The sequence below is a fragment of the Pseudonocardia nigra genome, assembly GCF_019396355.1.
Lineage (GTDB): Bacteria > Actinomycetota > Actinomycetes > Mycobacteriales > Pseudonocardiaceae > Pseudonocardia > Pseudonocardia nigra.
This window is the reverse complement of sequence record NZ_JAHKRK010000051.1, coordinates 1-21,745: the sequence shown is the minus strand read 5'-3', so window position 1 is coordinate 21,745 and position 21,745 is coordinate 1. Positions and strand designations below refer to the sequence as shown.

Below are 21,745 nucleotides of genomic sequence, written 5' to 3'. Positions count from 1 at the left end.
AGCAGTTGATCTCAAGCTGTGGGCCAGGGCTATCGTTGCCGCATGAGGCATGACGGGCTCATGCTCCCGCTCTATCGCCTGTACGAGCGGTGGCTTCGCGCGCAATTGACCGCGGGAGCACTTCCCCGGCACGTCGGTCTCGTCATGGACGGCAACCGCCGTTGGGCGCGCCAGATGGGCATGCACAACCCCAGCCTCGGACACCGCTACGGCGCAGAGCATGTCGATGAGGTGCTGGGCTGGTGCCGGGAGCTGGGCATCGCCAACGTCACGGTCTACATCGCCTCCGTCGACAACCTCCGCAAGCGCGACGCCACCGAGGTCGAGTACTTGCTCGACGTCATCGAGAGTCTCGTGATCGAGCGCCTGGCCCGGCCCGACTCCTCGTGGCAGGTACACCCTGCCGGTCGAATCGATGTCCTGCCCGATTCGACAGCCCACGCCCTGAAGCTCGCCGAGGAGGTGACCCGCGACTGCACGACCGGCGCGCACATCACGATGGCCGTTGGCTACGACGGGCGGATGGAGATCGTCGACGCGTTGCGGCCACTCCTCGACGACGAGGCCCGCTCGGGTTCCACGTTGCGAGAGGTGGCCGCGCGAGTCACGGATGAGGCCATCGCCGCCCGTCTGTACACCGCTGGCAGGCCCGACCCAGACCTGATCATTCGGACCAGCGGCGAGCAGCGGCTGTCCGGTTTCCTCCTGTGGCAGTCCGCGCACTCGGAGCTGTACTTCTGCGACGCCTACTGGCCCGGCTTCCGCCGGGTCGACTTCCTGCGAGCCCTCCGCGACTTCACCCGCCGCCAGCGTCGTTTCGGAAGGTAGCTACTCATCCGTCGCGGACGGGCTGCCGTTTCGGGGTGAGCGCGGGCCGGCAGCCGGCCGCGACCGGGCCGGAGGTAGAGGGAGCGAGTCGGCGCGGTCGGCGCGACCCCTCGAACGTCCGCCGCGTGTGGAGGGAGGTCCGGTCCGGGCTCGACCTGGACGGGCTGGTCACCCACCACCTGCGAAGAGCCGTCGCGATCTTCCTCTACGACGCCGAGGCGACGACGAGGAAGACTGCCGATCAGCTCGGCCACTCGACGGTGAGCATGACCCAGGACCGCTACCTCGGCCGCCGACCCACCGACCGGCAGACGGGCGATGTCCTCGAAGGGCTGTCGGCCCCGGACGTCGCATCATGCGCCCGAGGCTTGCTTCGATCTTGGCCGAGGAAGGGGCGCATCGCCCTGACATGCCGAACCGGTGGGCCCCGTGGGGATCGAACCCACAACCCGCGGATTAAAAGATCGGAGCCCGCTCCCGGATCACGTGCATGCCGCTGGTCACAGCAGCATCGCCCTTGTACGGATTGCCCTCCGTGGCAGCGAACGACGGAGCTTCGCCGTCATCGTGATTGCCACTACGTCCACATTGGATGGTCGTGCGGCCGAACCACGGCGAGCGCCGAGGCGGAAACGCTGATGGCGACAGCCAGGCACTCGTCATCTCAAGCGCGCCGCAGCGAAGCCGTATTCGCGGGTGCGTGACCAGAGGCTGGTGGCAAGATCGTGTAGCCCAACTCGCCCAGCACCCGGACTGCCTCATCAGGTGCGTCTCGGACCAGAGCGCCGATCTGTCTCCGCCTCCAGCGCTCGCGGCCTTCCTCGAGGATGGCCTGCGCACCCGGTCTGAGATCGAACTTGAACTCGTAGACAAACAGCGCGATGAAGTCCTCAAGGCACGGCCGCATCCGGCTACCGCCGACTGTGAAGTGGAGCTTCGAGACGAGGCCAGGGTGATCAGGGTTTGTACGTCCGAGCAGGTGGGACACAGCCCCGCGCTCGGCGTGCACGTTCCAGTGCGCTGCGGGGACCGTGTGTGCGTTCCACACGTAGTCGAGGCGCGCTAATGGCACGCGGTCCGCAGCGCTCCTGAGTTCGAAGTCCGACTTCTGCACGGCGAGGTAGTTCTGGGCCGTGTCGGCCGTGCAGTGATACTCGACACGCAGGTACGCAACATGATGGCCGTTGCGTAGCAACTCGATCAGCCCGTGCCGCTGCGCGACACGCACAACGTACCGGCTGTTGCTACCTGCCAGGACTACAATCTGCCGGTCTGCCTGATCGACACTCCATCGCTTCGGCAGGACCGCGTCGAGGAGATCCTGCAACTCCTGACCGAACTCACGTGCGGCTTGGTGAACGTCGATCGTCACCCATCATCCCCTAGGAGGAAGTCGACCTCCTCCAGCTCAATCAGGACATCCCGCTCGTCAGGGGTGATGGCGTGCTCACGAGCGCGCTGCCGCAGCACTCGCTCGTCGGGGATCCTGGCGAGGAGCTCCCGTCGCCGCTGCTGCAGGTCCTCCCGGCTCATGGTGACCACTTCAGCTGTCATGTTCGCCTCCCCACAGCAACCCATGCACTCAACTAGAGCAACAACCACCGACAGTCTCGGACATCGGCCTGACCACTGGAAGCTTCGTCACTCGTATGTCGGTGGCGGATCACCTGCTGTTACGGCGGAGGCTTCGGAGAGGTCTCGGGTAGCGGTGCTTGGCGCAACCCCTGAGCTGCCGACCAGCCGGCTCACCCTCGCCCCCACTCCCCCGTCGGCTGGGCATCACCGGCCCCTGACCACTGCCGCGCCACCTCGGGGAGTCACCGCTGATCAGCGCGAGCGCGCTCGCCGGGCTGCGGCTTCCGAGCGCATCGACGTCGACCCGAAGGCCCGGGTTCTTCACCGACGCCGCCCCCGGTGCCCGCCTACTCGCCAGCGACCGCTTGCTGCGCGCACTCGGCGTCGGACAGCTGCTCGCCGCGCTGTCCGCCGGCGCCACCAGCGCAGTACTGCGCTACGCCGGCGCCGCCCGCCTGGGCCAGCAGCCTGCGCGCGCTTCGCGACTGCTGTCGGTCCGGATGTGCCGTCCGGCCGAAGACGCCGTGGAGGCCGCAGCAGTCGTCGGCACCGCTACCTCGGCCAACTGGGGGGCAGGTCGGCGAGTGTCGATCACCTCGAGAACCAGCCTCAGCACCCGTGTCACCTCGCCACGTACGGGCTCGGTGTCCGGCAGACCGTGGTCCACTCCCGCCTGCACCGGCACCGCCGGCGCGGGCGCCACATCGGCGGGTGCGGTCTGCACCGACGCAACGCAGTACGGGCACTCCATCACGCGCGGCTGGATCAGTGCCGCGCTCGGTTCGTAGGCGATCCTTCGGATTCGGGGGCTCTGCTCGTTGCTGCTAGTCATGCTGGCCTCCCGACGCCCTGGGCCTGTCGGCCTGTCCCCTTGGGGTGGCGGGGCGCTGTTCCCCCGCCGCCGCAAGGCGTCCCAGCACGGCCGTGGAGGCTCGCGGTCACGGGCGGCCCGCAGGGCCGTCGCGCAGCGACGCGGAGCGCAGCGCAGCGCCCTTGACCGGGAGGTCGGCCGTGCTAAGCCAAGGGCCGACAGGCCCCCGCCGCAGGCGGTCCATCGGGGTAGTTCCTCGGCCCGCGCGGCCCTGAGCGCATCTCCGGCCGATGCAAGACCCCCCATTAGGTCGAACCACTCGGCCACACACTCATCGGCCTGCCCGCGCCACTCGCTGGCAGGCGCATTGGCGGTAGAGGTTGCGCCGAAATCGAGACGGCTGCGAGCGGCGCCGCAAGCTGACTGTGCGCTCGGCGCCACACCGACGGGCGAAGACGCCGAAGAGCCCGGCCGCGATCGCGGCCGGGCTCTTCGAGAGTGAAACGATCAGGAACCGATCGGGCGGCCCTGCCGATGCACGATGACCACCGAGGGGCGGGCGAGGTTGCCCGGCCCGTCAGGCCACGTCGAGACCGGGGTCTCGACCGTTGCGCCGTCGACCTCGCCCGGGTGTTGGACGGCGACGAAGACCCGCTCGCGCTGAATGATCGGGCCGCAGGTCTCGGCGCCGATCGGCACGGTCAGGAACTGCTTGACCTGCCCGCGCTGCTTCCCCGTGACGGCGAGGCCGAAGAGCCCGTCGTTGGACTCGAGGGCATTGCCATCTGTGGAGATCCACAGGTTGCCGTGCTCGTCGAAGGCGACGTTGTCCGGGCAGGAGATCGGGCTCACCTGGTCCTTCGGGAAGCCCGCGAAGTAGGTGCTCGGGTCGTCCGGATCGCCGCAGACGAGGAAGAGGTTCCAGCCGAAGGTGGTCGCGGCAGGGTCGTTCTTCGCCTCGGTGAGTTCCATGACCTGCCCGTGCTTGTTACCCACGCGCGGGTTGGCCTCGTCGACACCGGCCTTGCCGTCGGCTCCACGGTCGGTGTTGTTGGTCAGCGCGACGTAGACCACGCCGGTGCCGGGGTTCGGCTCGACGTCCTCGGGGCGGTCCATCTTCGTGGCGCCCACCTTGTCAGCGGCGAGCCGGGTGAAGACGTACACCTCGGCGGCGGTCATCCCCGGCACGAAGGACTCGTCGTCGCTCGCGAGCGGGAGCCATTCGCCGCTTCCGTCGAAGGCGCCGTCGGACGGCAGGGTGCCCGTGCCGTCGATCTCCGCGGCCGGGCTGTTGCCGGCGAACTTCGCGACGTAGAGGGTGCCGTTGTCCAGGAGCGTGAGGTTGTGCTCGCGGGCGCGGCGGCTGTTGCCCTTCTTCATCTTGTCGCGGGAGACGTACTTGTAGAGGTAGTCGAAGCGCTCGTCGTCGCCCATATACAGCACGGCGCGCCCGTCCCCGGTGAGGCGCGGTTCGGCGGCCTCGTGCTTGAACCGGCCCAGGGCGGTGCGCTTGCGCGGGACGAACTCCGGGTCGAACGGGTCGATCTCGACGATGTATCCGTGCCGGTTGACCTCGTTCGGCTCGCTCGACACGTCGAACCGGCTGTCGAACCGCTCCCACTTGCGGTCGGTGGCGCCGTTGGCGAGGCCGTATCGCTTGAGACGCTCGGCCGCTGCCGGGTCGGTGACGGCCTCGCCGTTGCCGAAGTACTGGTTGAAGTTCTCCTCGCCCGACAGGACGGTGCCCCACGGGGTGGTGCCGCCACCACAGTTGTTCAGCGTGCCGAGGACCGTCGTGCCCTCGGGATCGGCGGAGGTACGCAGGAATTCGGATCCGGCCGCCGGGCCCGTGAGCTGCAGTGGCGTGCTTCCGGTGATGCGCCGGTTCAGCTCGTGGCCGGCCGCGACCCGCAGCCCGGGGCCCTTCGGGTCCTCGTCGAGGACCACGACGGACATACCGTGCGCGGCGAGGGCGATCTCGAACTGTTCCCGCGTCGGGTTCTCCTCGTCGTACCCGGCGAACATGAGAGGCTCGTCGGTGTACTCGTGGTTGGCCACCATGACGAGCTGGTGCTTGTGCCCGGTCATAACGGCGAGGTAGTCGCAGTTGTATCCGAACTGCCCGGCCTGCGCTTCGGCCGTCTGGCCATTGGGCTCGAACGCGGGCGCGCCGGCGACGATGGGCTCGCCCCAGCGCACGACGATCTGCTGCGTGTAACCGTCAGCGACGGTCACGGCATCGGCGGTGTTGGGCGCGACCGGGGTGAAGTCGAGGCCGCGTGCGGCACCCGCCCCGACGGGGCTGGTGCGTCCGGCGGGCGCCGCAGCTGCCGTTCCTGCAAGGGCGCCTCCCGCGGCACCGGCCAGCCCGATCACCGCTGCTGCGCGCAGCAGCGAGCGGCGCGACAGGGCCTCCGTGACGAGGTCGCCGAAGTACGGGTTGGATGTGGGGTTGGGTGCCGGGTGGGCGCAGGCGCTGCCGCAGCGGTAGCGGCAGGTCAATGCCGAACGCCCGCCTGGGTGAGCGAGCGTGAGGGGGAGCAGCGCCGGAGGCTGGTGCTGCGGCTGGTCACACGAGGGCATTACGGCTCCGTGGTGGGGGGTCGAGGCGGCAGTCAATCGCTGAATCGGCTGAACCGGGTCCGGCAGCACGGTATGCGGGCGTGGGACCTGCGGGAAGACACGAACATGAACCGGACACCAACGAAATGTGAACCAATCGAGCGTCCGAGCCAGGGAGGGCGCCGCTCCGCGCTCGCCTGCCGGCCCTCTGGACGTGCACCGCCTCATCCACCAGATGTCCTGCGCGCTGTGGCCACCACCAGAATGACCGGGAGGGTCACCATCGCAACGAGGAGCGCGCCCATGCGCATCGACGCATCGTTCGCGAGGACTCCACCGGCCAGCAGGAGCCCGGCCACCACGATCAAGGCGCCCGCGAGCCGCTCCGGAACCCGGTCGACCCGTGCGGCTTCCGTGGCGAGCGCGGCGGCCAGCTTTGGATCTTCCGCAGCGAGCAGCTTCTCGGTAGCACGTAGTGCCCGACGCTCCCGCCGCGTCAGCGCAGCGCGGCCGTTACTCACGACGGCCCCGGCGCCGTCGGCATCATGTTCCGGAGCCGGGGCCAGGCACACAACGGCGGCCGCATCAGCGTCCCGAGCATCGGCGTGACATGCGGTGTCGTCATACGAACCTTCCATATCGATGGCTATCGATATGGGCCATATCGAAGACGGTCGATGTCCCGCTACGCTCGAGCCATGAGCGCATCCGCGGTCCGGCGGTCCAAGGCCCCGACCGAGGCCGACTGCGTGATCGACCCGCTGTGCTGTGCGCCGCTCTCGGGCGCTGCCCTGGATCGCGCCGACGCCGGGCGCCTCGCGCAGGTCCTCAAGGCGCTCGCCGATCCAGCCCGTCTGCAGATCATCTCGCTGATCCGCGTGGCACCGGGCGGGGAGGTGTGCGTGGCCGATCTGGTCCGGGAACTGGGACTGTCCCAGCCCACGGTCAGCCACCATCTGCGTGTGCTGTTCGACGCAGGCGTGCTGCATCGAGAGCGACGCGGCAGCTGGGTGTGGTACGCCGTTGCCAGCGATCGGATCGACGAGATTCGCACGCTGCTCGGTTGACCGGTGGCTTGCAGTGACCGGGGTCAACCGCCCCGGCTGCCCCCGTGGCTCTCGTTCGCGTTGGCCGGCGCGCTCGGCCTGCTCTGGGGCTGGACGGTGCTCGCGTCGACCGACCTAGTTGTCGCCGCCGCGATCGGTGGCGCAGTCGTCGCGGTGATCGTACGTCGAGCTCTGTCGCGGTTCACGGCCAGGTAGGCCGGCACGGTGGGCCTGACGCGGCGCGTGGAGCGCTGCCGCGGCGATCGCAGCGCCGAGGATCGCACGGAGCAGCTCGTCTCGCGCTGCTGATGCTTCCGACTTGCAGGCAACGCGGACCGCGCACATCAGGGCATGCCGAGCTGGTCCACGTCGATAGATCGCGTCCAGCAGGGACGCGCTGATCGCTCGACTCGCGACACGACTGATCGTTGACGCGTGTCGCTGTGCGCGACGCTGATGCCGAGCGAGGTCACGGCGGGCCGGGTGCACCGCCTCGACGGCGCCCAGGGCGGCGGAGACGACGGCGGGCGCCGACTGCGCTTCGCCGCGAGGGAGTTCGACAAGTCGCGGCGCGAAGGCCAGTAGTTCGGGCCGCACCTTGTCGCTCACGAGGTCATTGACGAGCTGCGCGAGCGCGGCGAGCAGGGGGTCGGTGCAGCGGGGCGTGTCGTGAATCTGACGCCCGCGAGCATCGAGACATACTCCATGAGGCAGGCGCCGTCGGTCCGGTCGAAGTGCCAGCCCGCACGCAGTCGTGGTGGCTGGGCCGACAGGTTCGTCATCACGCCCTCCTTCGTCATCGGCCCTTACGTCGGAATCACCAAATGCAGCAGTTGGTAGGTCACGGCGGCGACGAGACCGGCGCCGGGGATCGTCAGCACCCAGGCAGTGAGGATGTTCCCGGCCACGCCCCAGCGCACCGCGGAGAACCGGCGGGTGGCGCCGGCGCCCAGGACCGCCGAGGTGATCGTGTGGGTCGTGGAAACCGGGACCTCGTAGGCGAACGCGGTGACGTAGAGGACCGACGCTGCGGTGGTCTCGGCGGCGAAGCCGCGCGCCGGATCGAGGTGCACGATGCGCCGGCCCAGTGTCCGGATGATCCGCCACCCACCCGCGTATGTGCCCAGCGACAGCGCGGCCGCCACCGCGAGGATGACCCACAGCGGGACGTCAAAGCCGTCCTGATAACCCGCGGTCACCAGGGCGAGCACGATGACGCCCATCGTCTTCTGCGCGTCCTGCAGGCCGTGCCCGAGGGCCATCGCGGTCGCCGACACGGTCTGCGCGGTCCGGAACCCTCGGTTGACCCTACTCGGATGCCTGGCCCGGAAGATCCACAGGATGCCCGCCATGAGCAGGAACGCGGCTGTGCCCCCGATCAAGGGCGACAGGATCATCGGAACGACGACTTTGTCGACAACGCCGTCCCACTGGACGCCGGAGCTCGCGCTGATCGCGGCCCCGATGAGGCCGCCGATGAGCGCATGCGACGACGACGACGGCAGCCCGAGCCACCACGTCAGCAGGTTCCAGGCGATGGCACCGACGACGGCGCCGGTGACGACCAGCAGTCCGCTCCCGCCGGTGGGCGTCTCGATGATCCCCGAGCCCACGGTCTGCGCGACGCCGGTGCCCAGTAGCGCGCCGACGAAGTTCATGACGGCCGCCAGCAACAGCGCAGTTCGAGGGGCCAGCGCCCGGGTCGAGATCGAGGTGGCGATCGCGTTCGCGGCATCGTGGAAGCCGTTGGTGAAGTCGAACACCAGCGCGATGAGAACGATGGCTCCGATCGCCAGGAGCGTCGCGTCCATCATCTACTCCTCGTGGCCGGTGACCGACGGAGCCGCCAGGCAAGGAGGTACCCGTCTCGCTGCCCCCCGCACACCGGTCAACCGGTCGTGCGGCGGCCACCGCACCGGTTCCCGGCGCTGCCGCCGTCGGGGACCCGGACGCAACACCGCACAGTGTGGCTCGATATCGACAGCCTTCGATACCGTTGCCCGAGGAAATGACCCGAAGCAGGAGAGGGACGGGGTCCGGATGACGCAGGCTCACGGGAGCCCCGGCGGCCAGCCGCCGTTGCGCTCCGAGATCGACGCGTTGGAACGTGCAGTGTCGGAGCTGGTCCTGCGCTTCGACGGGGCTTTCACGGAGACCGAGATCTACCGCTGCGTGTTCGAGTGCTATGCAGACGTTCGCCAGGACGCCACCGTGCGCACCCACTTGGTGGCGCTCACACGGCGCCTGGCCCGCGAACGTCTCACGCTCGCGCTGTCCGGCCAACCCCAGCGGTCATCCGCACTAGCGGGTCCGGTCGGTACCCGGACCGCCGCACGCCCTACGACCCGGAGTGAGGGCTCCAGTCATGACACGTCTGGTGATCGTCGGCGGTAGTGACGCCGGGATCAGCGCGGGAATGCGCAGCCACGAGGTGGATCCCGCCGTTCGCCCCTTGCTGCTGGTAGCCGATGCCTTCCCGAACGTCTCCATCTGCGTTCGATCCGCTGCATCTCCGGTACCGCAACGGCCTGCCCCGTACCGAGGGCACCCGGTCGATCGACGAACCGCGGCTGCACCTGCTCGGATACGGCGACTGGACCGGCACCGCCTCGGCAACGATCGTCGGTGCGGCGCGAACCGCGAAGAACGCGGTCGCCGAGGTCGTGAGCCTGTTGGGCCGAACAACTGAACCAGTTACTCTGCGTGGCAGGTCTCGCGCCGCAGTGACTCCAAACGAGTGAGCAGCGCGAGCTACCGCGGCACCGCGACAGTGCGAGTGCTCGCCGCCGGCAAGGATGTCGGCAGCGAATCACCGCAGGTCGTCCCGTGTGCCATGCGCCACGCCCGCAGCACACCGGACTGGTGGCATGCCTCACGAAAGCCGCCGGTTGTGACGCAATCGAGGCCCAATCAGGTGAGCTATTCAGGACTGGTTCACCTCCCGTTTAGACACCTGCGGTTCGATCGGTGGCGTCCCGCGGCAGGGGTGAAACTTCCCGCGCTCCCGCCGCGACCACGCCGAGAAAGGGCCCTTTCGTGATCATCAAGCAGGTGCGCGGAGTGCGCGTTGCCGCCGCGCTCGTCGCTGCCTCCCTGGCACTGACAGCTTGCGGCGGACAGCAGGCCGGCCCGAACACGACCGGCGAGGGTGGCGGCGAAGGCGGCGGCCAGGCCTCCGGCCAGGTTCGGGCCGACGGCTCCTCGACCGTCGCTCCCCTGACGAGCGCCGCCGCCGAGCTGTTCCGTGCGGAGAACCCCAACGTCAACGTCACCGTCGCCACCTCCGGAACCGGCGGTGGGTTCGAGCAGTTCTGCAGTGGCAACACCGACATCTCCAACGCCTCCCGGCCCATCGGCGAGGACGAGATCGCCGCGTGCCAGTCGGCGGGTGTCGAGTACACCGAGCTGGTGGTGGCCAACGACGCGCTGACCGTCGTCGTGAACCCGGAGAACGACTGGGCGAGCTGCTTGACCGTCGAGCAGCTCAACACGATCTGGGGCCCGGAGTCCGAGGGTCAGATCACAAACTGGAACCAGGTCGACCCGTCGTTCCCGGACGAGCCGCTGGCGCTCTTCGGACCGGGCACCGACTCGGGCACGTTCGACTACTTCACCGACGCGATCAACGGCGAGGAGGGTGCGTCGCGCACCGACTACTCCGCCTCGGAGGATGACAACGTCCTGGTTCAGGGCGTCGAGGGCGCGCGCGGTGCCACCGCGTACTTCGGCTACACCTACTTCGAGGAGAACCAGGAGCGTCTCAAGGCGGTCGAGGTCGACGGCGGCCAGGGCTGCGTCGCGCCCAGCGCGCAGACCGTGCAGGACGGCACCTACGTCCCGCTGGCCCGACCGCTGTTCATCTACGTGAACAACGAGGCCTACACGCGCCCCGAGGTCAAGGAGTTCATCGACTTCTACGTGGCGCAGATCGACCAGATCACCGAGGCTGCCCAGTACGTGCAGCTGAACGACCAGCAGAAGGCCGAGCTGCAGAGCACGGTCCAGTCCATCGCCAGCTGAAGCCCGCCTGTGACCGAGCACGCCCTCCGCGGCGCGCTCGGTCACAGGTAGCTTCGGAAGGTACCCCCGCTCACTATGGAGAGGTAGCGAACGAGTGAGCACCACAGCCGTCGGCGGGAAGGGGCCACGGGGCTCCACCACGCCGCCGTCCCTCAGGAGATCCTCCAACCGCACCGGCGAGCGGATCATCATCGTGCTGTTGCAGGCGGCGGCCATCCTGTCGGTGGTGATCACGATCGGCATCGTGATCTCGCTCGTGCTGCCCGCGCTGAGCTTCTTCCGGGAGATCGGGCTCGTCGAATTCTTCACCGGCACCCGGTGGACCCCGACCTTCGCCGATCCCGAGTACGGCGTCCTGCCCCTGATCGTGGGCACCCTGTGGACCACCGCGATCGGGCTGCTTGTCGCCGTACCGCTCGGTCTCGGTGCGGCCATGTTCCTGTCGGAGTACGCCAGCACCCGGGTCCGGCGCATTCTCAAGCCCGTGCTCGAGGTGCTCGCCGGCATCCCCTCGGTGGTCCTGGGCTTCTTCGCGCTGAACTTCATCGCGCCCTCGCTGCTGCGTGGGCTGCTCGGGATCGAGGTCGGGACGTTCAGCGTGCTGGCCGCGGGCGTCGTTCTCGGCGTGTTCATCATCCCGACGATCGCCTCTCTGTCGGAGGACGCGATGTCAGCGGTGCCGGACTCGCTGCGGCAGGGGTCGGCCGCACTGGGTGCGAACAGGATGACGACCACCCTCAAGGTGGTGTTCCCGGCGGCGATCTCCGGCATCATCGCCGCGATCGTGCTGGGCATCTCCCGCGCGGTCGGCGAGACCATGATCCTGGCCATCGCGGCGGGCAACCAGGCGCAGATCATCGCGGATCCGCGCGAGGGCGCCCAGACCATGACCGGTTACATCGCTCAGGCCGCGACCGGGGAGAACCCGCCCGGGTCGCTGGCGTTCAACACGCTCTTCGCGGTCGGGCTGACGCTGTTCGCGATCACGCTACTGATCAACTTGCTCAGCATCCGGCTCGTCCGCCGCTTCCGGGAGGTCTACTGATGGCCACCATCGAGCAGCTCGTCCGTGCCGAGCCGCGGCGGTTGGGGCGTGCGACGACCCGCGGTGACCGGTCTCCGGCGGCGGTCGCCTTCCTGATCGCGCTGTGGTTCAGCCTGTTCGTCGCGCTGGCCTTCCTCGCCGCCCTGCTCATCACCACGATCGTGGAGGGCGCCGGTCGGCTTGATGCGAATCTGCTGACGGCCTACACCTCGCAGCTGTTCCCGGAGAAGGCCGGCGCGCGCGCCGCGATCCTGGGCACGCTGTGGGTCATCGCCACCACCATCGTGCTCGCGGTTCCCCTCGGCGTCGCCGCCGCGGTGTACCTGGAGGAGTTCGGCGACTCGGACAAGTGGTACTTCCGGCTCGTCGAGCTGAACATCCAGAACCTCGCCGCGGTCCCGTCGATCATCTACGGCCTGCTCACCCTCAGCGTTGCCGGTGTCCTGGCTCCGGTGCTCGGTCTGCGCAACGTCAACGCCGTTATCTTCGGCGCGATCGCACTGACGCTGCTGATCCTGCCGGTCATCATCATCGCGACCCGTGAGTCGCTGCGGGCGGTGCCGCAGGAGATCCGCGCCGGCTCGCTCGCCCTCGGTGCGACGCAGTGGCAGACCGTGTGGAAGCAGACGCTGCCAGCCGCGGTTCCCGGTATCGCGACCGGCACCATCCTGGCGGTGTCGCGGGCGATCGGCGAGGCTGCGCCGCTGCTCCTGCTCGGGGCGTTCGTCTTCGTCACGTTCGACCCCAACGGGCTGCTGTCCGGTTTCACCACCCTGCCCGTGCAGATCTACAACTGGGTGGGCCAGCCGCAGGCGGAGTTCCGCGAGGTCGCGTCCGCGGCGATCATCATCCTGCTCCTGTTGTTGCTGCTGCTGAACGGCGTCGCGATCCTGATCCGCAACAAGCTCCAGCGTCGCTGGTGAAAGACGAGGACTCTTCCATGACTTCTTCCTCTGCCCGGCAGAAGACCCTGGGCGACCCCGCGCTCGACGACGACGGCGAGGCGATGGTCGCCGTGGAGCAGCGCAACCACCGCGACATTCCGGAGACCCCTTATGGCGTCATGGCCGCCAAGGCGCTCAACGTGTACTACGGCGACTTCCTCGCCGTGCGCGATGTGACCCTGGAGTTCGGCCACAACGAGATCACTGCCCTGATCGGGCCCTCCGGGTGTGGCAAGTCCACAGTCATTCGATGCCTCAACCGGATGAACGACCTGGTGAGCTCCGCCCGTGTCACCGGCGCTGTCACCTACCACGGACAGAACATCTATGACCGCGACGTCGATCCGATCGAAGTGCGGCGCCGCATCGGCATGGTGTTCCAAAAGCCGAACCCGTTCCCCAAGTCGATCTACGACAACGTCGCGTACGGGCCGCGCGTCACGGGGATGAAGACCAAGAACCTGGACGAGGTCGTGGAGCAGGCTCTCCGCGGCGCGGCGCTGTGGGACGAGGTGAAGGACAAGCTGAAGCAGAACGCCTACGGCCTGTCCGGTGGGCAGCAGCAACGGCTGTGCATCGCCCGCACCATCGCCACCCAGCCCGACGTCCTGCTGATGGATGAGCCGTGCTCGGCGCTGGACCCGATCGCGACCTCGCGCATCGAGGACCTAATGATGGAGCTGCGGCAGCAGTTCACGATCATCATCGTCACGCACAACATGCAGCAGGCCGCCCGCGTGTCTGACCGCACGGCGTTCTTCACCGCCCAGGCCGACGACACCACCGGTAACCGGACAGGTCTTCTCGTCGAGTACGACAAGACCGCCACCATCTTTTCCAACCCCAAGGACAAGCGGACCGAGGACTACATCTCCGGTCGCTTCGGCTGAGAAAGACGCAGGTACCGCGTGTCAGTCGGGGAGGACGTCGACGCCAAAGCAGCGCCGCACGGGCGAGAGCCGGCACGGCGACGCACTGCACAGATTGAGCGCATCGCAGTGCTTGTGGTCGATCAGGAGGAGATCGCCGACAGTCTCGCTGTCGCTCTGTCCGGGCAGCCACTCGAGTTGCGCATCGCCCACGATCCGGCCGACGCGCTCGTGCTGATCGGGCGGGCGCGCCCGGACATCGTCGTTCTCGGGCCGGTCACCGGCCGACTCGGGCCCGTCGCACTGCTGCAGATTCTGCACGAGCACGAGCCCCACTTGCCCGTCATAGCCGGTGTCGGACCGCACGACGGGGAACTCGCCGCGCAGTTGGCGGCGCTGAAACCGGCGGCGGTCATCAGTCACCCCTACCGGCCCGAGCACCTGCTACGGCTGCTGCAGTCGCTGGCGCCCACTGGGCGCGAGATCGCCCTCGGGGCACTGCCCATCGAACTCGGCCGGCTACGTGTCGACGGCGATGCTCCCGAGATGTGGCTCGACGGCGAGCACAGCGTGCTGCCGCTGCGGGAGTACCTGCTCTTGCGGTTCCTCGCGGAACGGGCGGGCCGCGTGGTGTCTCGCGCCGAGATCTGCGCTGCCGTATGGGGATCGAACTCCATCGGGGCTGCCAACAGTCTCACCGTCCACATCATGCGACTCCGACGCCGATTCGGCGACGACGGCGGGCGGTGGATCATCGCGGTCCGCCGGGTCGGCTACCAGCTCAACGTTCCTCCTGTGACACACACCGCCGCGACGGACCGGAACGTGCCGAGGCCCGGCGCCTCCGCCTAGGGACTCCATGCCCGTCAGCTGAGCCCCGAAGAACAGCATCAGGCAGGGGGACCTCCTCGCGGGTCCCACACCCAACCAGGCAGGGCTTCCAGCCGCTCGACGCGGTCAGCGGCGAGCCGCCCACGCCGGTACTTCAGCCGCTGAGTGTCGACCCAGTGCCCGATGCGGTAACCCTCCATCACCGCAGCCCTCGGTGGGCTCGCATGCCCGTGCTCCTCGACGAAGCGCTGCAGCGCCGACAGCCCCTGCAGCCACCGCATGTCCTGCTCGGCCCACGTCCACCCCGGCAACGCCTCCAGCTCCGCCACCCTCTGCGATGACAGCCGCGCAGCTCGGTACTCTTTCCGCCGATTGCGGGTCCACACCCCGATCGGAACCCCGTCGACCACGGCGTGCTGCGGAGGACGCGCATGCCCGTGCTCAGCCACGAACTCGTGCAGGGCATGCAGGGCCCGCTCCCACCGTTCGTCGCCGGAGCTCCAGCGCCATCCAGGTGTGGCCTCCAGCGCCCGCGTCCGCGCGGCGGTCAATGCCCTCGCTCGGTGATCCTCCCGACAGCGCTGCACCCACGCACCCAGGCGGAATCTGTCGTGCACCACGTCCGCATCGATGTCGCCCACTGAACCGTGCATTGCCGCATAGGCCCGCAGCGTCCGCATCCCGCGGTCCCAGCGCTCGTCCTCGCCGGTCCATTCCCATCCCGGAACGGCCTCGAGTCGGGCGGCCAGCGGCCGAGGCAGGGTGCCTGCTGTGAAGCTCGTATGTTGCGCCCGAACCCACGCTCCGACCGCTAACTTGCCCATCCAGGCGTCGGCGGGAACCACGGTCGTGCCGTGCTCGGCGACGTAGCGCTGCACCGCGGCAAGGCCGTCCTCCCACCGACGTTGATGCGGCCCGGACCAGTCCCAACCGGGAACTATCTGCAAGGCCGCCACCCGCTCCGGCGCCAGGACACCGGCCCAGTACTCCTCACGGCGCTTCGCGGCCCACAACCCCACCTGAACGCCATCCGCCATCGCTCGCGTTGGCAACCGGCCAGGACCGCGAAGAGCGACGAACTTCCGCAACGCCGCCAGGCCGCGCTCCCACTCCGCGTCACTGCAGGTCTCGCTCATCATCTCCTCGACGCCGGGCTGCTCAGCCCGCGGCCAGCGGCGGGCGAAGGGACGACGTGCCGTACAGACGCAAGCCATGTAACCACTCAAGATGCGCGGCGCCCGCTCGGACCTCGCCGGCCGCGGCCTCCGCACGGCCTGGAGGTCGCGTTCACCCTCGGGGGACTGAGTGGCGTCCAGCAGAGTGGTGTACCGCAGCGCCTGACCATCCGGCGGACCCGGCCTCGCCCACGGCACATTTCCCGCCTGGGCTTGGCAGGATCCGAACCCTGCGACCGCTCGGAAGTCGAGTTTTCGGCCCTTCACGCGGTTGATCGGGCTCGGCGGGTTGGCCAGCTCAGTCTTCCTCACCGGATCCGTCACTGTCGCCCTCGCCGCCATCCTCCTCGCCGCCGTCCTCCTTTCCTGCGCCCGGCTGGCTGTCGGAGTTCGCATCGGGCAGGGGTGAAATATCGTCCTCATCGCCGTCGGAGCTCCGGTCCTCACCGCGGCCCGAGTCACCGTCCTCCTCGCCGCCCGAGTCCGGGTTCGAGCCGCCGTCCTCCTCGCCACCGGTCGAGCCGCCGTCTCCCTCGCCGCCCGAGTCCGGGTCCGAGCCGCCGTCCTCCTCGCCACCACCCGAATCGCTGTCCCCGGCGCCGCCCGCAGCACTGTCAACGGGTGCACCGGGGGCACCGGTGCCAGGCGCAGCGGCGCCGGCAGGTTGCCCGGACGTGCCAGGGTCGTCCACCGGAGCGGGGGCTCCGGGGGGAGGCGGGGTGGGCTGTTCGGGCGGTGTTGTCGCCGGCCCTGCTCGACCCGTCGATGCTGCCGGTGGCGAGGGCGGCTCCGGAGGGCCGGTCGGCGCGGCTGGGACGCCGATCAGTACGGTGCCACCTGCCGGGCGGTTCGACTGCGGGGCTGGTTGCGCGGCGGCGTCCATCGATCCGATGTCCGTCGTCTCGTCGTCGTCATCGTCTTGACGGCCGAGAATGTCGCTGAAGGACTGCCCCTGATACAGCCACGGCGTCGGCGTGTTGACGGCGTCAGGCCAGCACCCCGGCCGCGGCCACTCCGACGATGCTGAGCATGGGGCCGGCGCCGAACCAGGTGATCGTCGACCAGATCGCGGCGCCGGTGCCCGCGCCGGCCGGGCCCGCGTCGCCGGTCGCGCTTGCGAGCGCGGCGCTGAGGAGCGCGTCCCCAGGAAGTGGCGGGTAGCGGTCCAGGACGACCAGCAGAGTCAGTACAACGACTACGACTGCGGCGGCAACCGCCACGGCGGTGACGGTTGGGTTCGGCCGGCGGTGGGTGGGCTGGCTCATTGCGTTGATGACGTCCCAGGCCGGGAGCCCGGGTTCTGGCTCGAGGGGGCCGAGGCAGGGCGTCAGACCGGGTCCTGTTTCTCGGTCGTGTCGTGCTGCGGGGCGGTCGAACGGTCATGGTGGAGGACTTCGCGGGCGAGTTCGGCCAGGGCGGCGCGGTCGGCGGCCAGTGCCTCGCGGCCGGCGTCGGTGGCCCGGTACACCCGGCGGGTCCGGCCGTCGACGACGCGCTGCTGCGAGGTGAGTAGGCCGTCGGCTTCGAGCCGATGCAGTGTCGGGTAGAGGGTGCCGGGGCTGATCTGGTAGCCGTGTCGGGCGAGTTCCTGGGTCATCCAGGCGCCGTGGATGTCCTGCTCGGCGGCGTGATGCAGGATATGCAGCCGCACCGCGCCGCGTAGGAACTCGCGCACCTGGCCCCCACCTCCCGGAATCCTTGCTGATGACGGAACCGATATCGGGATCGACACTACTGCCTTGCTCCCAGCGGCTCCGGGGTCAGCGGCGGGTGACGCTCAGGCGGACGGCGCGGTAGCCGACGCCCAGGGCGAACACCCCGACCCCGGCGACGACGGCCTGCCAGGGCAGCGTGGCCACGAGCAGCACGCAACCGGCGGCGCCGAGGACCTGCAGCCAGCGGGGGAAGCGACGCTGCTCGGCGGGCTGGGTGAAGGCCGACAGGTTCGCGATCAGGTAGTAGACGAGCACCCCGAACGAGGAGAACCCGATCGCGCCGCGCAGGTCGACGGCGAGCACGAGCAGCGACACCACGACGGCGAGGGCGATCTCGGCGCGGTGCGGTACCTGGTGGCGGGGGTGCACCGCGGCCAGCCAGCGGGGCAGGTCTGCCTGCCGGGCCATCGCGAGCGTGGCGCGCCCGACCCCGGCGATCAACGCGAGCAGCGCCCCGAGCGCCGCGGCGGCCCCACCCACGGCCACGACGGGCACCGCCCAATCCCAGCTACCCGCGGCCACCGCGTCCACCAGTGGCGCCGCCGAGGCCGCGAGCCGGTCCGGACCAAGAGCCAGCAGCGCGGTCACGCCGACGACCGCGTAGACGGCGACAGCGATCGCGAGGGCGACCACGATCGCGCGCGGGATCGTCCGCTGCGGGTCGCGGACCTCCTCACCCATGGTGGCGATGCGGGCATAGCCGGCGAACGCGAAGAACAGCAGGCCCGCCGACTGGAGCACCCCGTAGACGCCCGGTTCGCCGAGGAACCCGTCGGTCAGCCGGGCGGGGTCGGGCTGGCCGCCGAGCAGGCCGGCGGTGACGACCATGATCAGCGCGGCCAGGACGACCGCGACGATGACGCGGGTCAGCCGGGCCGTGCGGGTGACTCCGCGGTAGTTCACCGCGGCCAGTGCGAGGACCGCCGCGATCGCAACCGGGCGCTGCCAGGCCGGCGGGACGGCGTAGGCGGCGAAGGTCAACGCCATGGCCGCGCAGCTGGCGGTCTTGCCGATGACGAATCCCCACCCGGCGAGGAACCCCCACCAGTCCCCGAGCCGCTCGCGCCCGTAGACGTAGGTGCCACCGGAGGTGGGGTACTGCGCGGCCAGCTGGGCCGAGGCGGTGGCGTTGCAGTAGGCGACGACGGCGGCGATCGCGAGCCCGACCAGCAGCCCGGCGCCCGCGGCCGCCGCGGCGGGGGCGAACGCCGCGAACACCCCGGCCCCGATCATCGAGCCCAGCCCGATGATCACCGCATCGAACGTCCCGAGCCGACGAGCCAGCTGCGGTTGATTACTCAACATGCGCTCCCTCAACTGGGCGGTTTGGACCCGCCCTCTCCGGGGTATGGCTCTACGATATCGACGAACGATATCCGTCGGCGGCCGCGCGGTCAGCAACGCGTGAAGGGATAGCGGTGAGCAGCAGTGATATGACCACGACCAGGACAACAGGCAGCCAATGGCTGATGTTGACGCACGCCCCGGCCGCGGTGATCCTGATCCGGCTCGCGGTGGGGGCGACGTTCATGTCCGAGGGCATCCAGAAGTTCCTGTTCCCCGCCGAGCGGGGCGTCGGTCGCTTCGCCGAAGCAGGCATCCCCGCGCCGGCCTGCTGCTGCTGCTCATCGTCGGCGCGGGACGCTGGTCGATCGACGCCCGCCTGGCCGCATGGCGCGACGGACGCTGAGCGGGCCGTCGCGACGAGCGCCGACTCGTCCGCACCGCACCGCGCCGCACCGCACCGAACAGGCGCGGCGCGGACGTGCCGTTCTCGTCTGGCGTTCCCGGTCAGGACTGGCGGTCCTGCCACGCCGGTTCGTTGCGCGCCTCGAAGTCCGACAGGGCCCTCGACAGGCCCCCCAGCACCTCGGCGGAGGTCTCGAACAGGGCCTGTCCTCGCGGGTCGTCAATCTTGCCGACGTCCTCGCGGGCATGGTCGGCGGCTTCGTCGAGCATGTTTCGGAGCTTGATCGTGTGGTGGCGCGGGTCGGTCTCGGGGTACTGCATACGGTCGACCATCGACTTGTCCCTTCCGTGGTAGTCGACGCAGTCGTACCCCGATATCGGGATCTGATGCAGGACCATCGGAGGACCTTCAGTCGGGCCGAACTCACCAGATTGAGCCCGGAGGAGTGGCGTAGATCGTCCGCGTGTTGCTCCGCGCGAACGGGCTGACTATGCCAGGGTGATCACACCGCACCCCCGGCCGCCTCATCCCGCTGGCCTGATCAGGCTCGAATTCGCTGCCGCACACCCCGCGCGTGATCGGCGATTCCGTCGCCCGCGAAGCCGGGGTGTCTTCGGTCCTGGCTCTACAACCAGCCCGACCTGCGCGTCGAGATCGAGCGCCTGCGAGCACGCGAGCGTCCCCCGACCGGCAGCGCGCCACCGACCCCTCCCTGCGGCGCCGCCTGGAACTGGCCACCGAACGCATCCGGCACCTCGACGCCGACAACCAACGGCTCCGCGCCGCGCTCGCTGAAGCCCTCGGCGAACGCCGAGCGATGGACCGATGATTTCACGCGCTTCGCGTCGTCAGTTCTCAGACGACCAACCTGGAGGCTGATCAGATGGGCAAGATCGTAACCGGGCTCTTCACCTCGCTGGACGGCATCGTGGACGCCGATGACGACTGGCAGTTCCCCTACTTCGACGAGGAGCTCTTCGCGGCTATCACGGCCGGCTGGCGCAGTGCCAGCACGCTCCTGCTGGGCCGGCGCTCCTACGAGGGCTACGAGCGACTGCGCGTCGAGCACCCCGACTCACCGATGCTCGCCTTCCTTGACGCGACACCGACATACGTCGTGTCCTCGACACTCAACAACGCCCCGCGCGACGGCGTGACGATCATCGACGGCAATCCTCAGCGGATCGCGCAGCTTCGAACCGAGGGCGAGGGGAACGTCCTGGTGCAGGGCAGCCCAACGCTCGTGCGGTGGCTGCTGGCCAACGACCTCCTGGACGAACTCAACGTGACCGTGCTGCCGATCGTCGGCGAGGGCCCCCGGCTCTTCGACGACATGCCCACCAAACGCGTGCCGCTCCGACTCACCGGGTCCAAGGCACTCCAGAGCGGAGCGCTGGAGCTGCAATACACCCCAACCACCCGATGATTTGAACCGTCCCGTCACCTGACCGAGCGGCTCGCTCACCGCCGCCGGTGAGCGAGCCGGCTCAGCCCGACGCGACACGCCGATAAGTGATTTTCCATCACTCACGGACCCGGCCAAGCACCTGCCTCGCCGACACCGTGCATCAGGTGGACGCGCAGGTCACAGCCATGATCGTTCTTCTGACTCAAGATAAGGAGCCCCGGCAGCCTGTTCCCCGCCCCCGGGGCAGACCAGATCGTCGGGGTCGACGTCCCCTGCTGCTCGTCGCGCTGGTCGCGGTGCTGGTGCCCATGCTGGCCTCCCTGCTGTTGGGCCTGTCGGCCCGTCCCCTGGGGGTGGCGGGGCGCTGTTCCCCCGCCCCGCACGGCGTCCCAGCACGGCCGTGGAGGCTCGCGGTCGCGGGCGGCCGCAGGCCCGTCGCGGTAGCGACGCGGAGCGCAGCGCAGCGCCCTTGACCGGGAGGGCGGCCGTGCTAAGCCAAGGGCCGCCAGGCCCCCCGCCGCAGGCGCTCCATCCGGGCAGTTCTCTCGGCCCGCGCGGCCCTGAGCGCACATCGGCACCCAGGCAGGTCGGGCAGGCCGGTGACCTGCTTGGACGTCGCAAACTGTCGGTGGTGCCGGGGTTCCGCAGCTGGGCTGGCACGAAAGCACACGAAAACGCGGTCTGAGCAGCGGAAACAGTGCTTGGCCTGGTGAACCGTCGTGTCACTAGGCTCAGGAGTTCTGCCTGGTCAGCCGCCTGTGAGTCGACCATCCGCGACACGCAGTGATCGTCAGCTAACTGGCGACTGCGCCCGTCGTCGCGCCGACCAGTGCAGTCGATGCTGCCCAGTCATCTGCCGCGTGGCCGAGTACTGGCGACGACACCGCCATCGGCTTCGAGGAGGCGTAGGGCGCGATGTTCGCACGTCACCAGGGAGTTCGGCAATCCCAGCAGCGCAGAAGCCCACTTCGCGACGGGTCGTGTTACTAGGGGTTTTCGCCCGTCTGTCCATATCGCGATCCGCTGATGTGATGAAGGAGCGGGGCCTCCGCTCCTCGTGACTCCCGGCTCATGCTCGGGGTGCTCACACCATCGATTTGAGGAGGCCCCTGTGAGCGAATCGTACGAGGGTCGGCAGATCGTCGGGATGGATCTGCATCGGCGCCGGTCGGTGCTGGTGCGGATGACCGAGTCCGGGCAGCGGCTGGAGACGGTGCGGATCTCCA

21 protein-coding genes are annotated in these 21,745 nt (G+C 69.2%); 10 read left to right on the top strand and 11 right to left on the bottom strand.

The genetic code is table 11. The features are described 5' to 3' along the window. Positions 1-18: 18 nt before the first annotated feature. Positions 19-828 carry a polyprenyl diphosphate synthase gene (gene uppS, locus KME75_RS15435; protein ID WP_308282800.1) on the top strand — a complete coding sequence of 270 codons (810 nt, stop codon included), beginning with the start codon at positions 19-21 and terminating at the stop codon, positions 826-828. 664 nt (positions 829-1,492) lie between these two features. On the opposite strand, the gene KME75_RS15430 is transcribed toward uppS, so the two are convergent. The 4 genes from KME75_RS15430 to KME75_RS15415 form a co-directional block, all read right to left on the bottom strand. Beyond that, entirely contained in the window at positions 1,493-2,200 is a 708-nt protein-coding gene (locus KME75_RS15430; protein WP_219415489.1) for a hypothetical protein, read from the bottom strand. Next, positions 2,197-2,382 carry a hypothetical protein gene (locus tag KME75_RS15425; protein ID WP_219415487.1) on the bottom strand — a complete coding sequence of 62 codons (186 nt, stop codon included), beginning with the start codon at positions 2,380-2,382 and terminating at the stop codon, positions 2,197-2,199. Before KME75_RS15425 ends, KME75_RS15430 begins: the two co-directional genes overlap by 4 nt. 1,339 nt (positions 2,383-3,721) lie before the next feature. Continuing rightward, positions 3,722-5,797: a PhoX family protein gene (locus KME75_RS15420; protein WP_219415485.1), complete on the bottom strand. Its 2,076-nt coding sequence runs from the start codon at positions 5,795-5,797 to the stop codon at positions 3,722-3,724. 203 nt (positions 5,798-6,000) lie between these two features. After that, positions 6,001-6,414 carry a DUF3040 domain-containing protein gene (locus KME75_RS15415; protein ID WP_219415484.1) on the bottom strand — a complete coding sequence of 138 codons (414 nt, stop codon included), beginning with the start codon at positions 6,412-6,414 and terminating at the stop codon, positions 6,001-6,003. A 60-nt stretch (positions 6,415-6,474) separates the two neighbouring features. Here KME75_RS15415 and KME75_RS15410 point away from each other — a divergent pair, with 60 nt between their 5' ends. Both KME75_RS15410 and KME75_RS15405 read left to right on the top strand, forming a co-directional pair. Beyond that, the gene (locus tag KME75_RS15410; protein ID WP_219415483.1) at positions 6,475-6,843 is read left to right on the top strand and encodes an ArsR/SmtB family transcription factor; all 369 of its coding nucleotides are present in this window, start codon (positions 6,475-6,477) and stop codon (positions 6,841-6,843) included. A 414-nt stretch (positions 6,844-7,257) separates the two neighbouring features. Continuing rightward, a complete protein-coding gene (locus KME75_RS15405; protein WP_219415481.1) occupies positions 7,258-7,407 on the top strand; it encodes a hypothetical protein in 150 nt (49 codons plus the stop codon). A 221-nt stretch (positions 7,408-7,628) separates the two neighbouring features. Here KME75_RS15405 and KME75_RS15400 read toward each other — a convergent pair whose 3' ends face one another. Then, the gene (locus KME75_RS15400; RefSeq protein WP_219415480.1) at positions 7,629-8,633 is read right to left on the bottom strand and encodes an inorganic phosphate transporter; all 1,005 of its coding nucleotides are present in this window, start codon (positions 8,631-8,633) and stop codon (positions 7,629-7,631) included. Between KME75_RS15400 and KME75_RS46765 the strand changes: the two genes are divergently transcribed. From KME75_RS46765 to KME75_RS45890, 6 genes are all read left to right on the top strand, one after another. Then, positions 8,593-9,216, top strand: coding sequence for a three-helix bundle dimerization domain-containing protein (locus tag KME75_RS46765; RefSeq protein ID WP_372452605.1), 624 nt, complete (start codon positions 8,593-8,595; stop codon positions 9,214-9,216). The genes KME75_RS15400 and KME75_RS46765 overlap by 41 nt on opposite strands. 573 nt (positions 9,217-9,789) lie before the next feature. Next, positions 9,790-10,842, top strand: coding sequence for a PstS family phosphate ABC transporter substrate-binding protein (locus tag KME75_RS15395; RefSeq protein WP_219415478.1), 1,053 nt, complete (start codon positions 9,790-9,792; stop codon positions 10,840-10,842). A gap of 94 nt (positions 10,843-10,936) precedes the next feature. After that, positions 10,937-11,887, top strand: coding sequence for a phosphate ABC transporter permease subunit PstC (pstC, locus tag KME75_RS15390; protein ID WP_219415477.1), 951 nt, complete (start codon positions 10,937-10,939; stop codon positions 11,885-11,887). Beyond that, complete coding sequence (gene pstA, locus KME75_RS15385) at positions 11,887-12,810, top strand: phosphate ABC transporter permease PstA (RefSeq protein ID WP_219415476.1); 924 nt, start codon at positions 11,887-11,889, stop codon at positions 12,808-12,810. The genes pstC and pstA overlap by 1 nt, the downstream gene beginning before the upstream one ends. A 140-nt stretch (positions 12,811-12,950) precedes the next feature. Further along, the gene (gene pstB, locus KME75_RS15380; RefSeq protein WP_219415529.1) at positions 12,951-13,721 is read left to right on the top strand and encodes a phosphate ABC transporter ATP-binding protein PstB; all 771 of its coding nucleotides are present in this window, start codon (positions 12,951-12,953) and stop codon (positions 13,719-13,721) included. Between the two features lie 18 nt (positions 13,722-13,739). Beyond that, positions 13,740-14,552, top strand: a complete 813-nt coding sequence (locus KME75_RS45890) for a winged helix-turn-helix transcriptional regulator (RefSeq protein WP_219415475.1) — start codon at positions 13,740-13,742, stop codon at positions 14,550-14,552. Positions 14,553-14,590: 38 nt separating this feature from the next. Here KME75_RS45890 and KME75_RS15370 read toward each other — a convergent pair whose 3' ends face one another. The 6 genes from KME75_RS15370 to KME75_RS15345 all read right to left on the bottom strand — a co-directional run bounded on the left by KME75_RS15370 (position 14,591) and on the right by KME75_RS15345 (position 19,509). Next, positions 14,591-15,670 (bottom strand): helicase associated domain-containing protein, encoded by a 1,080-nt coding sequence (locus KME75_RS15370; RefSeq protein ID WP_219415473.1) that lies wholly within the window; start codon positions 15,668-15,670, stop codon positions 14,591-14,593. Positions 15,671-16,004: 334 nt separating this feature from the next. Next, positions 16,005-16,397, bottom strand: coding sequence for a hypothetical protein (locus KME75_RS15365; protein ID WP_219415471.1), 393 nt, complete (start codon positions 16,395-16,397; stop codon positions 16,005-16,007). Positions 16,398-16,692: 295 nt separating this feature from the next. Beyond that, entirely contained in the window at positions 16,693-16,971 is a 279-nt protein-coding gene (locus KME75_RS15360) for a hypothetical protein (protein ID WP_219415470.1), read from the bottom strand. A gap of 62 nt (positions 16,972-17,033) precedes the next feature. Next, a complete protein-coding gene (locus tag KME75_RS15355) occupies positions 17,034-17,381 on the bottom strand; it encodes an Rv3488 family transcriptional regulator (RefSeq protein ID WP_219415467.1) in 348 nt (115 codons plus the stop codon). Between the two features lie 85 nt (positions 17,382-17,466). Next, the gene (locus KME75_RS15350) at positions 17,467-18,726 is read right to left on the bottom strand and encodes an APC family permease (RefSeq protein WP_219415464.1); all 1,260 of its coding nucleotides are present in this window, start codon (positions 18,724-18,726) and stop codon (positions 17,467-17,469) included. Positions 18,727-19,212: 486 nt separating this feature from the next. Further along, a complete protein-coding gene (locus tag KME75_RS15345) occupies positions 19,213-19,509 on the bottom strand; it encodes a hypothetical protein (RefSeq protein ID WP_219415463.1) in 297 nt (98 codons plus the stop codon). Positions 19,510-19,994: 485 nt separating this feature from the next. Here KME75_RS15345 and KME75_RS15340 point away from each other — a divergent pair, with 485 nt between their 5' ends. Beyond that, on the top strand, positions 19,995-20,537 hold the full coding sequence (locus KME75_RS15340; RefSeq protein WP_219415462.1) for a dihydrofolate reductase family protein: 543 nt from the start codon (positions 19,995-19,997) through the stop codon (positions 20,535-20,537). Positions 20,538-21,745: the final 1,208 nt, after the last annotated feature.

Coding starts and splice junctions, on each gene's coding strand:
- KME75_RS15350 (WP_219415464.1), bottom strand. CDS start 18,726: ATGTTGAGTAATCAACCGCAGCTGGCTCGTCGGCTCGGGACGTTCGAT.
- KME75_RS15370 (WP_219415473.1), bottom strand. CDS start 15,670: ATGATGAGCGAGACCTGCAGTGACGCGGAGTGGGAGCGCGGCCTGGCG.
- KME75_RS15420 (WP_219415485.1), bottom strand. CDS start 5,797: ATGCCCTCGTGTGACCAGCCGCAGCACCAGCCTCCGGCGCTGCTCCCC.
- KME75_RS15340 (WP_219415462.1), top strand. CDS start 19,995: ATGGGCAAGATCGTAACCGGGCTCTTCACCTCGCTGGACGGCATCGTG.
- KME75_RS15360 (WP_219415470.1), bottom strand. CDS start 16,971: ATGAGCCAGCCCACCCACCGCCGGCCGAACCCAACCGTCACCGCCGTG.
- KME75_RS15425 (WP_219415487.1), bottom strand. CDS start 2,382: ATGACAGCTGAAGTGGTCACCATGAGCCGGGAGGACCTGCAGCAGCGG.
- KME75_RS15410 (WP_219415483.1), top strand. CDS start 6,475: ATGAGCGCATCCGCGGTCCGGCGGTCCAAGGCCCCGACCGAGGCCGAC.
- KME75_RS15415 (WP_219415484.1), bottom strand. CDS start 6,414: ATGGAAGGTTCGTATGACGACACCGCATGTCACGCCGATGCTCGGGAC.
- KME75_RS15345 (WP_219415463.1), bottom strand. CDS start 19,509: ATGGTCCTGCATCAGATCCCGATATCGGGGTACGACTGCGTCGACTAC.
- pstA (WP_219415476.1), top strand. CDS start 11,887: ATGGCCACCATCGAGCAGCTCGTCCGTGCCGAGCCGCGGCGGTTGGGG.
- KME75_RS46765 (WP_372452605.1), top strand. CDS start 8,593: ATGAGAACGATGGCTCCGATCGCCAGGAGCGTCGCGTCCATCATCTAC.
- KME75_RS15400 (WP_219415480.1), bottom strand. CDS start 8,633: ATGGACGCGACGCTCCTGGCGATCGGAGCCATCGTTCTCATCGCGCTG.
- pstB (WP_219415529.1), top strand. CDS start 12,951: ATGGCCGCCAAGGCGCTCAACGTGTACTACGGCGACTTCCTCGCCGTG.